Below are 14,135 nucleotides of genomic sequence, written 5' to 3'. Positions count from 1 at the left end.
TAAGACCGGTCAGCGAGGTCCTGGTGACGTTCGAGGGATACACCCGCCAGTTCGACTGGTCGCGCATCGTCGGCCAGCGTTCCATGATCGCGTTCATCAGCGAAGCGAGCCGATGCAGATCTGACCACTCAGGCTTGGCGTCAACCGGTACCCCGTTGATGCCCCGGCCTGGTGCCGCGTCCGCAGGTAGAGCAGCCAACGCTCGCCGAAGGTGCATGACGTGTACGTAGAGCGAGCTGCGCGTGTCCGTCGGCGGATTCTCACCCGAGACCCGCCGAATGATCGTTCTGGCCGGCACTGGGCGACCCGCGTCTGACCGCGAGGGCGGCGAACACATCCGCCGATTGGGAGGCCCGGAGTCGACCGTACGGCCGACGGTGCGGCCCGGATTCTGTGACCCCGGGCGCCGCGCCCCGGCCTCATACCCGCCCCAGGGCTCCCGCGCCGCTTGTGGCTCGTTGTCATCTGCCTGCTTGACCTGCCGGCATTGCGGTCCGGGTTTCGGCTGCGGTCTTGATGAGCTGTGCCGTTTCGTCTGGGTGCGAGACCATCGGGAGGTGGCTGGAAGGGACTTCGCTGGTGGTGGCGCCCATGCGGTTGGCGAACATGCGCTGCGCGTCCGGTGGGATCGCTTGGTCCTGAGTGGAGATGAGGTACCAGGACGGTAGCGACTTCCAGGCCGGCACGCCCATCGCTTCCGAGAAAGTTGAACTGGCAGTTGGCTGCTGCACGGCGTGCATCACCTTGGCTTGGACCGGGTCGACGTCGGCCGCGAAGTGCTGGACGAAGTCGTCCTGCTGCTGCCATATGAAGCCCTGCTTGTCGGTGAACAGGTGCGCGAGCGCCGGCGGTGTGGGTCCCTGTGACAGCAGCGCGCCAAGCGATTCACCTTGGTCCAGCCCAAAAGCCGCGATATACACCAGCCCGACCACGTTCGGCGCGTCGGTGCCCAGGGCGGTCATGATCTGGCCCCCGTAGGAGTGCCCGGCCACGATCGTTGGGCCGTCCTGCAAGGTCAGGACCTGGCGTAGCCGGGCGACATCATCGGCCGTCGAGGTCAGGGGGAACTGTGGGGCCGTCACGTGGTAGCCAGCTGCCTGTAGGCGCTCGATAACGCCGCTCCAGCAGGAGCCGTCGGCCCATGCGCCGTGGACGAGGACGATGTTCGGTCGGCCATTCATGTGGTTTCCTTCCCTACTGGGCGGGGTGTTCGTTTCTGCCATGTTGGCCTCCGGGCGACGGCGGATACCCGCACGTTGACTGTGCCGGGGGCCCTGGCTGGGTGCAGTCAAGGTGCGAGTACCGGTTTGGCCTAGGCGTAAACGTGCTCGGTCGAGAACCGACGTGCCGGGTCGGCGTACCCGAGCGTCAGACCCTCAAGCCCAGGCAGCGTCGTGCTCGGCCCAGCAATGCTCAGCTGCTCAGCCAGAGTGAGGCGCGCTTGATGTGCGTGAGCTGTGCGGCGAAGGCGACCAGAGCGACCACCACACCAAGCGCGATCGCGAACGTGGCGGATCCGCTGGCCACTCCGGTCAGCAGGGTCGCGCCCAGGCCGATCAGCAGTGCGTTGACGGCGCCCACCATGGCTGCCGTGGTCAGTAGTAGGTCCCAGCGAGTGGCGCTGCCGCCGACCGCCGCTGCGATCGTCCGCATGTTGCCCTTGCCGGTTACCGCGTCGGCGAAGAAGTCGTGCTCGCCGGCGAGTTGGCGGTGGTAGTAGGCGCGGATCCGCTGGATGCGTTTGAGATTCAGCGCGTTCTCCACCGTGGTCTGGACCAGCCGGGCGAAGGTGAGCAGCCCGGTGATGATCAGGGTTGGCAGCACCGCGCCGAGGTACGGCTTGATCAGGTGTCCGCTGCTGGAGACGAAGCCGAGCCCGATCAGCGAGGCGGACAGCAGTGACAGGAACACAGTCGCCCGCCCCACGGACTCGGTGATCGTGGCGCTACGCGAGGTCTGGAGCACGAAGTGCTCGGTGGTCAGGGCGCTGAGTAGTCCCTGCTCGCGCGCGTCCTGGTCCATGCCGCCCGCCCCCTCCGGTGCTGGCCGCCCATCACATTAGAGAGGACAAGGTCCTTCCCTGGGGTCAACCCATGCTGACCGAGCCTCTGCCGTTCAGGGCCGACCGGGGTGACGGACGACAAGACCAAGCCTCGATGATGGACGGGGCGGCCCGGGACTCGTGGATACGGGCCGCCCCCTCTCATCCTGAAGACGAGGAGTCGGCCTCGCGGGACATCGCGGAAATTGGAACGGCGCTGACCTCCCGGCCTCTCTAATGGTGAGTTCAGGGTGCCGTCCGGAACGTGATGAAACCGGTTCGGTGACGTGCACCGGACTGACAGGGCTCATGCGTGGATGGACAGGACTTTTTGGGCGCTGGAGTTCCGTCATCGGCGGACCGGAGCGGTGCATCGCATCGCCGACTATGATCCGCGGCGCTTCCTTCCTGCGGCCGGTGCTTCGACACCATCGACGCGGAATCCTTCCTCTGGCAACACCTCGGTTTCCTTTCCTCGGCGCGGGCAACTACATGCTTGGCGTGCAGAACCACACAAAGGTCTCGAACCCGGAACCGGTCGAGAAGGACTTCCTGCCCGTCCTGGCCGCAGGGCAGCCGGTCGAACGGCGGTGATCCGGATCCCAACGCGAATTGACGGGGCTGTTCGCGCCCGTCATTGGCTGATGCTTCAGACGACGAAACCTACTACGGCCAACCCGATCGTCGATTGTGGTCACGACAGGCGCTTCGAGGCGCCCGTGGCATCGGCTGTTTACGGGCCTTTCGACGCTTGTGCCCTTGTCGTGGCCCGTCGAGCGATTCCTGATCGTGCATCGCTTGCCGCTTCATGTCCGACGGCATCACCGTTCGTTGGGCCGTGGAGCCGGCTACAGACAGGGGTGAGCGCGACTGCCGAGGCGGCATGGCAGGCCCACCGACGGCTGGACGTTCAACAGCGTTGCTCTCCGACGGCAACGGCGCGGATCTGGCGGCTGGTGATGATGGCGTAGCCGGCCAGGGCGGCGGCGAGCAGGATCAGGAGGACTACCGGTCTGGTGATCGTGGCGACAATGACGGCGACGAGTGCGATGCACGGCAGTGCGGCAGCTAACCGTCGGCGGGACAGGAACCGCAGCGATACCCAGCCCAGCGCCAGGCCGCTGAGGATCCAGGTGATGATTGCTGCGGCGAGCAGCAGCCGCAGGGCGAGGGGGAGCGCCGGTGCACCAGATGCGGCCAGTCGTACTATCTGGCCGAGCGACCAGCCGAGGAAGAGCAGAGCAGCGCCGTACGGCAGATGCAGGTAGGCGTAGGCCTGACCCCCGCGTAGTCGGGGCAGCGCCAGCCGGGTCGTGACGAAGGTGGTGTAGACCCACCAGATCGAGGCAGGCATGACGAACGCGACGAGCGCGGCCGTTATGGCGCGCGACGGTGGATGATCACGCAGCGCCGCCAGCATGTCAGTCAGCGATACGCCGAGCAGGATGATCGTGAATTGCCCGATCCGTTCCGGCAGGTGAGACGTGTCCACTGGGAACCGGGCGAGGCGGCGGATGCCGAGCCAGGGCGTGACCAGGTCGATGCCGAATGCGGTGATCCAGATCGCGGGCCGGACGTGGGCGGGCGCGGCGAGCGAGGCGAGCCACATCAGCCAGGCCAGGCCGAAGCCGGTGAAGTAGACCGTCGTCAGCTCTCCGGCCGACCTGCTACTTACTCGCGCCCTCAGATATTGCACCAGCAGCGACCCGCGCACGGCGAGGTAGCCCACTGGTAGCAGCAGCGTGTCGGGGGCGTCGCCGACACCGGCCGCTATCGCTCCGGCGCCGGCCATGGCGGCCAGCACGATCAGCCGGTGCGGGGCGTCGTCCGGGTCGTATCGGCTGTCGTGGAAGACCTGGCCGACCCAGGCCCACTGCACCAGTGCGAAGAGGCCGAACGTGATGGCGGCATCCGACGTGCGAGGTGAGGCCTGGGATCCGAGCCGGCCGGCGACGGCAGCCAGGGCCAGCACGAACAACAGGTCGAAGAAGAGCTCCAGCCAGGTCGCATGACGTTCGCCCTCCTGACGGCGCCGAGCTGGCGCGCGGAGTCCCAGGCGCTCGACCAAACGAGAAAGCCGCGACTCGTCCGTCACCTACGTTGCCGGCGGGATGACCTGGCCGACCGTTCCGGCCCGGGCGACCGCCCCCTGCTGCCGTCCGTTATGTGAACGGCCCTCGCCCCGAATTTTCGCATCTGGGCACGGACCGACCTGGATCGGCCGGTCGCCGGTGTCGCGGACCTCAATCCGCAGGTGGGCCGGCCCGCATTGAGTTCCAGCGGCTCCTCCGAGAGGACGTAACCGCCAATGGGCCCCCGGTGTTTCATGGCGGATCCGGGGTGCCCCGTGGAGCCTGCCACCTTCTTCCTCACATTCCTCTCGGGCCCGGCCTGCCTACTGAGGGCAACCGTTGGGCCATCCTTTACTACACACTGGTGAGGGAGTTCGTCCCTCACTAGGACGTGCTGCTTGCGGACAGCGTGCCAGCGGGACTCTATCTGGGCCTACCACTCGAAGCGGTCAAATGCTCACCAAGATGCATATAGCGCTACACGTCTCGGTACTCTCCCGGCTATGACCGAGCCAAGCCGGACCGGCGCCGGCGCAGGCGGGTCGCCACATCCAGGAGCCGACCCGAAATGGTGGACTCTCGGGGCGGTCTGCGTGGGCACGTTCATGCTGTTGATTGACTTGACGATCGTGAACGTGGCGCTGCCCGACATCCAGGCGTCGCTGGGGGCGTCCTTCTCCGACGTGCAGTGGGTCGTCGACGCGTACGCGCTCACCCTGGCCGCTCTCCTGCTGACCGCGGGGTCGCTGGCGGACCTGTACGGCCGCCGCCGCATCTACCTGGTCGGCGTGGTCGTCTTCACCGCCGCGTCGGCGCTGTGCGGCATCGCGCAGTCCCCGTTCATACTCGAACTGTCCCGTGGCCTGCAGGGCGTCGGTGGGGCCATCATGTTCTCCGTCTCACTGGCCCTGCTGGCCAACGCGTTCCGCGGTCCCGAGCGCGGCCTGGCCTTCGGCGTCTGGGGCGCCCTGGCCGGGCTCGCCGCAGCCGTCGGTCCCATCATCGGCGGCGTGTTGGTGTCGAGCCTGTCCTGGCGGTGGATCTTCTTCGTCAACGTTCCCGTCGGTGTCGTCGCGCTGGCCCTGACCATGCTGAGGGTTGCCGAGTCACGCGACGAGCAGGCCAAGCGCCCGGACTGGCCTGGCTTTGTGATCTTCTCCGGGGCGCTGGCCGCCTTGATCTACGCCCTCATCGAAGCGGGACGCAGCGGTTTCACGGGGGCGGTTGTCATCGCATGCTTCGCCGCGGCCGCAGTTCTGCTCATCGCCTTCCTGCTGGTCGAGGCTCGCAGTTCGCACCCGATGTTCGAGCTACGGCTGTTCCGGGTGCCCACCTTCGTCGGTGGTGACATCGCCGCGTTCGGCCTTTCCTTCGGCATCTTCGCCATGCTGCTCTACGTGGTCCTCTACCTGCAGAACGTGCTCGGTTACAGCGCACTGCAGGCCGGCGTGCGGCTGCTCGTCCTCTCCGCCGGCGTCCTGGTCGCCAGCACAGTGGCGGGGTGGCTGAGCGAGAAGGTGCCGATCCGCACCATCGTTGGCCCCGGGCTGGTGCTGGTCGGCGTCGGGCTGCTGCTCATGCGCGGCTTGACCGCGGCCTCGTCGTGGGCACACCTGATCCCGGGGCTGATCATGGCCGGCGTGGGCGTCGGGTTCGTCAACCCGCCGCTGGCCTCCACTGCGGTTGGGGTGGTGGAGACACGGCGATCGGGGATGGCCTCGGGTATCAACCTGACGTTCCGGCAGGTCGGCATTGCTACCGGCGTCGGGCTCTTGGGCACCCTGTTCGCCAACCGGCTGACCACCGTGGTGCAGACCCAGGTCGCTGGAACCCCGCTCGCCCCACACAGCGCCGACATCGCGGCGGCACTGCGCAACGGCAGCGTGAGCCGATTGTTCGCCACCGTCCCGCCACAGCAGCGCGGCCTGCTCGTCGAGATCGCGCGCGGCGGTTTTGCCAGCGCCCTGAACGAGATTCTGTTGCTCGCGGGGATCGTCACCATCGTCGCCGGGGTGCTGTCCTTCGTCATGATCCGCTCCAAGGACTTCGTCTCGCCCCCACAGGGGTGATCCGCCGGCTACGGATGACGGCACCCATCGTCGGGCCGGTGAGATCGGAGAAACTCAATCAGGGACGGGTTGCTGGCGGGATGCTGGTCGCAAAGGGCTTCGTTGGAGGAAAGCCCCGAACGTGGGCAAGAAGGGGCGGTACGGTGCGACGAGATCCATATCGCTGAGGGCATGCTCTGGCTGGAGACGGGGGACGATGGTGGGCGGAAGCGAACGCCGACGAAGCGAGGGTATGTTGCCGTCCGCATCGCCTCGCCAAGCGGCCGTCCTGACTCAGTTGATCGCTGGTCCCGGGCGCGCGGATGCCGTCCGGGACGCTCTTCTTCGGCTGACGCAGGCGACCCAGGAGGAAGGCGGCAATCTCAGTTACGACGTGCATCAGCTGAAGAACAACCCGGCCGCGTTCTACGTGCTCGGCAACTGGGCGGACGAGCAGGCCCTGGACGCGCATCTGGCGAGTACACACGTGCGGCAGTGCCTCACGGAGACCGTCGCGGGCGAGATCGTTGCCCCGTACACGCAGTGGCGGATGCAGATGCTGTCGGAACCCGATGCCCGGCTCGACCGGCCACGGCCGGTCGCGAGCTCGCCGGCGCAGGTGACCCTCGTGCCGTTCTTCACGATCAAGGCTGGCGAGGAGGCTGCGGTTGGTAAATGCCACCTGGAGATGGTCGCGATCAGTCGCGCCGAGCCCGGGTGCCTGGGCTACGACCTTTACCAGTCGGTCGAGGAACCGTCGGTCATGTTCCTGTATGAGAACTGGACTGATCAGGCGGCTCTCGACAATCACATGAACACGTCCAGCTTCTATCGCATCGTGCGGGGTGAGATCGACAAACGCCTCGTCGCCCCGTGGACCGCGCACATGATGATGATGATCAGCGAGCCCCACCGGGAGCCGATCACGGCCTGACCGGTCCTACCCAGCCGCCGCGCGCTGTGGGTGCATCGTCGCCGCCGGCTTGGCTGGGACGGACGGTCTCGAAATCACGAACTGGAGTAAGCAGATGTGAGAGCGGTGGTGTACGAGGACGTCCGGACCGTCGGCGTACGCGACGTGCCGGACCCGGGGCTGGAGGCGGAGACCGACGCGCTGGTGCGGATCAGCTCCAGCGCCCTGTGCGGCACGGATCTACACATGTACGACGGGCGGACGGGCGCCATGCCCGGACTGGTGCTCGGCCATGAACCGCTGGGCGTCGTCGAGCAGGTGGGCAACGCCGTGCAGTCGATCCGGCCGGGCATGCGGGTGGTGATCCCCACGCACCTGTTCTGCGGCACGTGCGCAATGTGCGCCCGAGGCCTCTCCGCGGCCTGCCTGCGGGCCCGACCTGAAGGGGTGGGTGCCGCGTACGGCTACGCCGGGATGGGCCCCTACCCGGGTGCCCAGGCCGACCTACTCCGCGTGCCGTGGGCGGACGCGAACTGCGTACGCGTGCCCGGCGAGCCCGGCGACGCGCACGAGGACGACTTCGTCCTGCTCGCGGACGCGTTCGTCACCGGCTGGCACGCCGCCGCCACCCTCGCTGGGATCGAAGCCGGGGACACGGCGGCCGTGTTCGGCGCCGGCGCCATCGGGCTGCTCAGCGCGTACTCAGCCCTGCTCCTCGGTGCCCGCGTCGTGTACTGCGTGGACGGGGTGGATGCCCGGCTCGACAAGGCCGGCGAGGTCGGGGCAGTCCCGATCGACTTCCGCTGTGGCGACCCCGTCGAACAGATCCGCGAACACCGGGCACGGGCCGGGCTGCCGCTCGGCGAGGAGAAACTGAACGGGGTCGACAAGGTCATCGACGCGGTCGGATTCCAGGCCCACGACCGCGAACACCCCGACCAGGAACGCCCCAACCAGGTGATCGCGGACGCCGCCCGGCTGGTGAACCCAACCGGTGCGATCGGCGTCGCCGGGGTGTACCCGGATACCGACCTGCACCCCCGCCCTGGCGCGACCGCCCACGAAGACCTGGTCGCACCATGGGGAACGCTGTTCAGCAAAGGCATCGCCGTCCGGTTCGGCCGTACCCACGACCGCCGTTACACCCTGCTCCTTCGCGACCTCGTCGTCTCCGGACGAGCCCGGCCCGGCTTCATCGTCACCCACCACGGCACCCTCACCGACGCGCCCCAGCTGTACCAGCGCTTCGACCGCCGCGACGACGTGATCAAAGCGGTGCTGCACCCCTGAAAAGGCCACCAAGCTTCCGAGCGCCCGGACGCAGGGATACCAGATCCTCTTTCGATCATCTCCCCTGGAGGCGGACTTGAGCTGCGGGACCGTACGGACCACCGGCGGCCAAGCAGAACCCGACGGTTTGGCTGACCCTGAACCGCCAGGGGCACCACTTATCTGACCGCGCGACTGCCCCGCTTGGGTGGCCGGGCGGTGTATGACGGTGGGATGAGTGGCGAGGGTTCGTTCGCGGTAGCGCTTCGGGTGGCGCGTCATGCCGCGGGGCTGACGCTGGAGGAGTTGGCTGAGGCATCTGGTGTGAGCGTGCGGGCGTTGAGCAACATGGAACGCGGGCGGGCGCTCGGACCACAGCGGCGGACGGTGGCGCTGATCGCCGACGCGCTCAAGCTTGGCGGCGTTCGCCGGGACGAGTTCGTCGCGCTCGCCAAGGTCGGGCGTACGCGGCCGGCGTACGTGGCCGCCGCGCCGGGGCTGTGCGAGTTGCCGGGATCGATTGGGGATTTCACTGGCCGGGCGGCCGAGCTGGCGTGGATCTTCCGGTTGGTGGACGCGCTGGATGAGTCGGCCGACCGGTCCAATGCGGCGGTGATCTCCGGTGGCGCCGGGCTGGGTAAGACGACCCTGGTGGTACGGGCTGCGCACCGTCTGCGTGACCGGTTCCCCGGCGGGGTGTACTTCCTCGATGCGCTGGGGATGAGTGCGCGCCCGGTCGGCAGTGACGAGATCCTGGCGCGTGTGCTGCGGGCTCTGGGCGTACGGGATCAGCAGATTCCGGAGGATGCTGCCGAGCGTGCTGGGCGTTACCGGCAGTTGCTACGGGAGAAGCGTGTGCTCGTGGTCGTCGACGATGCGGCGTCAGAGGCACAGGTGCGCCCGCTGATACCCGGTGGTGGGCACAGCCAGCTCCTGGTGACCAGCCGGCGTCTGCTGGCCGGACTGGAAGGCGTGCACCGGCTTCATCTGGATCCGATGCCGGCGGCCGACGCGTCCGAGTTGCTCAGGCGGATCCTCGCCGAGCGGGCCGACGTGCCGGATGACCGCGACTTGCAGAGCCTGGTGGATTTGCTGGGCGGGCTGCCTCTGGCGGTACGCATCGTGGGAAACCGACTGGTGTCGCGGCCGATCTGGAGTGCGGGTGATCTGGTCGCGCGGCTGTCGGTCGATCAGCGGCGGCTGGATCAGCTCAGCGCGGGTGATCTGACGGTCGGGGCTGCCTTCGGCATGTCGTATGAGCAACTGCCGGACGCGGCGCGGCAGTTGTTTCGCCGTACTGCGCTGGTGCCCGGCCCGGATTTCGGTGCCGCCCTGGCGGCGGTGCTCGGCGGCGTCGCCGTGCCGGTTGCCGAGGACCAGCTCGACGATCTGGTCGAGCTGGGCCTCATGGGTGTCGCGGAGGGCGGCAGGTATCGCTTCCACGATCTGGTGCGGCTGTACGCGCAGCAGCGGCTTGAGCGAGAGGATTCAGCCGACACGGTGATCGCTGTCAGCCGGCAGATGGTCGCGTGGCTGCTGGCAACCGTTACCGCCGCCGGGGGATGGTTCGGTCCGGACGCAGGCCGATCCGCGGATCCCGTTTTCGCCTCGGCTGAGGACGCCAAGGCCTGGATACGCATCGAGGCGGAACACTGGTTCCCGGCGCTCGGCGCCGCTGCCGTCGACGGGGACCACCACGCCGTGGTTCGCGCCGCCAGTGCCTTGCACTGGTTCGCCGAACACTGGGTGCATTGGCCCCGCTGGCTCGAGGTGTTCACGCTCGCTTCCGACTCGGCGGTCGCGCTCGGCGACGCCGGACTTCAGGCCGAATTCCTCAACCACATTGCCTGGGTCCACACGTTGCCGTGGCGCAAGGACATGCCGACCGCACTGGGTTGTGCGCAGCGGGCGCTGAGTTTGGCCCGCCAGGCCGGCAACCTTCGGCAGGAGGGATGGGCTCTGATGTACGTCGCGGCCGCGCGTCGTGGGATAGGTGACCTTGAGGCTGCGCTGACCGCGGTACGTCAAGCAGCCATATTGCTAGAACAAGCGGGTAACGCGCGGGACGTCAATCAGGCATTGCTGGCCCGGGGGACCATCGCCTTCGACCTCGGTGACGTGGCAGAAGCGCTTGCCGCCTACCAGCGTGCGCTGGCATTGGTGGAAGATCCCGCCTCGGGCATGACGGCGGAGATCGCCGAAGCGGAACTCCCGCATGTCCTCGGCCTCACCGCCCGCGCCCTTGGACGCGTCGGCCGCCGTGACGAAGCCGTACCGATGATGCTGCGCGCAGTGGATCTCTTCGGCCGCCTGCAGGTCTTCATGGGGCAGGCGGCGTGGTTGCGGATCCTGGGCGAGGAACTCTACGACGAGGATCACGCCGGCCAAGCGCGAGCCAGCCTGCTACAGGCGGCCGACCTGTACGAGTCGGTCGGGCAGCACGACCGCGCCGAGCGCTGCCGTGCCGGAGCCGCAGCGATAGAAGCAAACACTAATTCTGCATAGTGTTCTACCTGTTCCGGCACCTGGGCTACGGCTTGCATGGAATGCGAAGCGGCGGGCGGTCGGCCCGCCCCGGTACTCGGGAGCATTCCATGAGCACACCAACCATCCGTAATGTGGTTCTGGTCCATGGCGGCTTCGTCGACGGATCAGGCTGGCAGGCCGTGCATCGCCTGCTGACTCGGGACGGCTTCACCGTCAAGATCGTGCAGAACCCGACAGTGTCGCTGGAGGGTGACGTCGCCGCGGCCCGCTTCATCCTCGACGGGCTTGACGGCCCGGCCGTGCTGGTCGGCCACTCCTACGGCGGCGCGGTCATCAGCGAAGCGGGCGCTCATGAACGGGTCGCCGCGCTCGTCTACATCGCGGCGTTCGCCCCAGACAAGGGCGAGGCCGTCAATACCCTGATCGCCGACCCGCCGCCCGGCGCCCCGGTCCCGCCGATCCTGCCGCCCCGCGACGGGTTCCTGTTCCTCGACCGGGACAAGTTCCACGCGTCGTTCGCCGGTGACCTGCCCGCCGACGAGGCTGCCTTCCTGGCCGACTCCCAGGTGCCGTGGGGCGTCGGGGCACTGGCCGGTGCGGTTACCGAGCCGGCGTGGCGGCACAAGCCCAGCTGGTACCTGGTCGCCACCGAGGACCGCATGATCCCGCCGGCCGCGCAGCGGACGATGGCCACCCGCGCAGGCGCCGTTGTCGTCGAGGCGATCGGCAGCCACGCCATCTATGCCTCCCAGGCGGCCGCGGTCGCCGACCTCATCCGCCAAGCCGCCGCGTCGGCCACCTACTGATCACCACCACGTCAGGAGCTTTCATGCCTGCCAACGTCTCCCGGCGCACGTTCGTCGCCGGCGTCAGCGCCGCGGTAGCCACCTCCGCGATGGCCATGGCGGCCAGTCCGGCCGCGGCCGGCCGCACCCGCCCGACCAAACCCACCGTCGTGCTCGTCCACGGCGGTTTCGCCGACGCCACCGCCAGCTGGAGCGGCGTCGTCGAACGGCTGCAAGAGCGTGGCTACCCCGTGATCGCACCGGCGACGCCGCTGCGCAGCCTGCCCTCTGACGCCGCCTACATCGCCAGCCTGCTGCACAGCATCAACGATCCGGTCATCCTGGTCGGCCACTCCTACGGCGGCGCGGTCATCACCAACGCCGCCGCCAGCGCCCCCAACGTCAGAGCCCTCGTCTACGTTGCCGCTTTCGTCCCCGACACCGGCGAGGCCCTCGGCCAGCTCATCACCACGTACCCGGGCAGCGAGATCCAGGCCGCCCTCAACCCGATCCCGTACCCGAACCCGGACGGCACCACCGGCACCGACCTGTACCTCCAGGCCGACAAGCTGCGCCAGGTCTTCGCCGCCGACCTGCCGGCATCGACCACGAAGATCATGGCGGCGACGCAGCGGCCGTTCAGCGCCGCCTGCTTCACCGACCTGACCCAGGCCGCCGCCTGGCACACCATCCCTTCCTGGGGCTTGATCGCCACCGACGACAAAGCCATCCCGCCCGCACTGCAGCGCTACGAATACCAGCGAGCCGGCTCACAGACCGTCGAGGTCGCCGCCTCCCACGTGGCCATGGTCAGCCACCCGGATCTCGTGACACAGCTCATCGTCGACGGCGACCGAGGCACCCGCTGACCCTCCGATCCGTCTAGAAGCAGCCATGAGATGCGGGGCCCTGTCCTCCTCAGGGCCCCGCACGGCATGTCCCGGCGTTGGCCGCGGCCAGCCCGGATAAGCGGGTCCACCGACGTGGGCGTGGCGTGAGGACGCGAGGTTAGCGCCCGTACGGCCATCGGATCGGGGAGGATGCCGGCATTGGCCGTGCTGCATGGCACGCTGTCGGAGGAGTCCGGATGACCGAGTTGTTCCCGCCGATCCCGCTGTCCGCCTGGGCGGACTCGAAGGAAACCGTCCACCGGTTCACACAGATCGTCGGCAAGATCCGGCTGGACCAGGCACCACCGCGCAACCACTGGTGGCATGTGCCGTTCCATCTGACCGGCCGCGGCATCACCTCCCGCCCCATGGGCCGGGACCTGATGTTCGCCATCGACTTCGACTTCGTCGACCACCGGCTGGTCATCAACACCCTGGCCGGCCAGACGGTCTCCTTCCCCCTGCCTGGCCTGTCCGTCGCGGCGTTCCACGAGCGACTGTTCACCGCACTGTCGTACCTCGGCATCCCCGCCCACATCGAGGCCAAGCCCTACGACATGACCGACAGCATCCCGTTCGCCGAGGACACCACGCACGCCGCGTACGACCCGTACTGGGTCAACCGGTACTGGCAGGTACTCAGCCAGGTGGGGCTGGTCCTAGAGGACTATGCCTCCCGGTGCAACGCCAAGACCAGCCCGGTGCACCACTTCTGGCACACCTTCGACATCGCGGTCACCCGCTTCTCCGGCCGGCAGGTGCCGCAGCCGGACACCGTCGACCCGGTGACCCGGGAGGCGTACTCGCACGAGGTGATCAGCGCCGGCTTCTGGTTCGGCGACCAGAACGTGCCTGAGCCGGCCTTCTACTCCTACACCGCGCCCGAGCCTGACGGCCTCACCGAGGAACCGCTGCAACCCGCGCAGGCACGCTGGGTCGAAAACCGGGGTGCACACCTCGCGCTGCTGACGTACGACGACGCCCGCGCCGCCGCCGACCCCCGCGCGACGGTCCTCACCTTCCTGGAGAGCGCCTACCAGGCCGGCGCCCACCGTGCCGGCTGGGACACCAGCAAACTGCGCACCCAGTACGCACCCTGACCATCGGCACCACCGTGAGCGGTGTCCGTCATGCTGCCGGACCAGCAAGATCACGGGCCGACTTGCGGGAGCGGCTCAACCTGGACCGCAGCGGGTGGTAACCGAATCGCGCAGCGGTCGGCGTGACGGGCGGCGATTCTGGTACGTCGCCCAAGCTCACACCGGCGCCGAGCATGGTGGTGACGAGGTCCGCGCCACAGGCTTCGGCGATCCGCAGCCCGCGGAGAGCGAATTCCCGCCACCGGCTCCGTGCGTCATGGTCGAACGCGCCGGAGCGACCCAGCTGCTCATCCTGCTCACGCTGCTGGCGGTCGAGGCGGTGGCGATCGCGGTGGCCCTGGAACTGCTCGTCCGCGATAGGGCCCGCACCACGTCCTGGGGCCGCCCGGGGTGTGCCGGGACGATGAAGGGGTATCTGCGGCCCGATGACCAGGGTCCGCAGCCTGCGCGTTCGACCCGACCTGCTCTACATCGCGAGCGGGTGGAGCACCCTGGTCACCGACGTGCGCGGCCGAATCAGCGGCACCGAT

At 68.2% G+C, this 14,135-nt stretch carries 10 protein-coding genes; 7 read left to right on the top strand and 3 right to left on the bottom strand.

All coding sequences use genetic code 11. The features are described 5' to 3' along the window. Window positions 1–461 precede the first annotated feature (461 nt). The 3 genes from ONA70_RS00050 to ONA70_RS00040 form a co-directional block, all read right to left on the bottom strand. On the bottom strand, window positions 462–1,181 hold the full coding sequence (locus tag ONA70_RS00050; protein ID WP_265004199.1) for an alpha/beta fold hydrolase: 720 nt from the start codon (window positions 1,179–1,181) through the stop codon (window positions 462–464). A gap of 232 nt (window positions 1,182–1,413) precedes the next feature. After that, window positions 1,414–2,022, bottom strand: a complete 609-nt coding sequence (locus ONA70_RS00045) for a hypothetical protein (protein WP_265004198.1) — start codon at window positions 2,020–2,022, stop codon at window positions 1,414–1,416. Between the two features lie 929 nt (window positions 2,023–2,951). Further along, the gene (locus ONA70_RS00040) at window positions 2,952–4,136 is read right to left on the bottom strand and encodes a low temperature requirement protein A (protein ID WP_265004197.1); all 1,185 of its coding nucleotides are present in this window, start codon (window positions 4,134–4,136) and stop codon (window positions 2,952–2,954) included. Window positions 4,137–4,616: 480 nt separating this feature from the next. Here ONA70_RS00040 and ONA70_RS00035 point away from each other — a divergent pair, with 480 nt between their 5' ends. From ONA70_RS00035 to ONA70_RS00005, 7 genes are all read left to right on the top strand, one after another. Continuing rightward, window positions 4,617–6,182 carry an MFS transporter gene (locus ONA70_RS00035; RefSeq protein ID WP_265004292.1) on the top strand — a complete coding sequence of 522 codons (1,566 nt, stop codon included), beginning with the start codon at window positions 4,617–4,619 and terminating at the stop codon, window positions 6,180–6,182. A 277-nt stretch (window positions 6,183–6,459) separates the two neighbouring features. Further along, the gene (locus ONA70_RS00030; RefSeq protein ID WP_265004196.1) at window positions 6,460–7,095 is read left to right on the top strand and encodes a putative quinol monooxygenase; all 636 of its coding nucleotides are present in this window, start codon (window positions 6,460–6,462) and stop codon (window positions 7,093–7,095) included. 105 nt (window positions 7,096–7,200) lie between these two features. Continuing rightward, entirely contained in the window at window positions 7,201–8,364 is a 1,164-nt protein-coding gene (locus tag ONA70_RS00025) for an alcohol dehydrogenase catalytic domain-containing protein (protein ID WP_265004195.1), read from the top strand. A 213-nt stretch (window positions 8,365–8,577) separates the two neighbouring features. Then, window positions 8,578–10,848: an ATP-binding protein gene (locus ONA70_RS00020; RefSeq protein WP_265004194.1), complete on the top strand. Its 2,271-nt coding sequence runs from the start codon at window positions 8,578–8,580 to the stop codon at window positions 10,846–10,848. 89 nt (window positions 10,849–10,937) lie between these two features. Beyond that, on the top strand, window positions 10,938–11,636 hold the full coding sequence (locus ONA70_RS00015; protein ID WP_265004193.1) for an alpha/beta fold hydrolase: 699 nt from the start codon (window positions 10,938–10,940) through the stop codon (window positions 11,634–11,636). Between the two features lie 23 nt (window positions 11,637–11,659). Continuing rightward, the gene (locus ONA70_RS00010; protein WP_265004192.1) at window positions 11,660–12,484 is read left to right on the top strand and encodes an alpha/beta fold hydrolase; all 825 of its coding nucleotides are present in this window, start codon (window positions 11,660–11,662) and stop codon (window positions 12,482–12,484) included. 218 nt (window positions 12,485–12,702) lie between these two features. After that, on the top strand, window positions 12,703–13,605 hold the full coding sequence (locus ONA70_RS00005) for a DUF5996 family protein (RefSeq protein ID WP_265004191.1): 903 nt from the start codon (window positions 12,703–12,705) through the stop codon (window positions 13,603–13,605). The last annotated feature ends 530 nt before the right edge of the window (window positions 13,606–14,135 follow it).

It is taken from the genome of Micromonospora yasonensis (assembly GCF_026013475.1).
Classification (GTDB): Bacteria; Actinomycetota; Actinomycetes; order Mycobacteriales; family Micromonosporaceae; genus Micromonospora; species Micromonospora yasonensis.
Note: the sequence above shows the minus strand (reverse complement) of the source record. Positions and strands in the feature narration are given on the sequence as shown.

Bases quoted from the DNA above. Each gene is read 5' to 3' on its own strand.
- ONA70_RS00050 (WP_265004199.1), bottom strand. From the start codon at position 1,181: ATGAATGGCCGACCGAACATCGTCCTCGTCCACGGCGCATGGGCCGAC.
- ONA70_RS00045 (WP_265004198.1), bottom strand. From the start codon at position 2,022: ATGGACCAGGACGCGCGCGAGCAGGGACTACTCAGCGCCCTGACCACC.
- ONA70_RS00035 (WP_265004292.1), top strand. From the start codon at position 4,617: ATGACCGAGCCAAGCCGGACCGGCGCCGGCGCAGGCGGGTCGCCACAT.
- ONA70_RS00020 (WP_265004194.1), top strand. From the start codon at position 8,578: ATGAGTGGCGAGGGTTCGTTCGCGGTAGCGCTTCGGGTGGCGCGTCAT.
- ONA70_RS00015 (WP_265004193.1), top strand. From the start codon at position 10,938: ATGAGCACACCAACCATCCGTAATGTGGTTCTGGTCCATGGCGGCTTC.
- ONA70_RS00010 (WP_265004192.1), top strand. From the start codon at position 11,660: ATGCCTGCCAACGTCTCCCGGCGCACGTTCGTCGCCGGCGTCAGCGCC.
- ONA70_RS00005 (WP_265004191.1), top strand. From the start codon at position 12,703: ATGACCGAGTTGTTCCCGCCGATCCCGCTGTCCGCCTGGGCGGACTCG.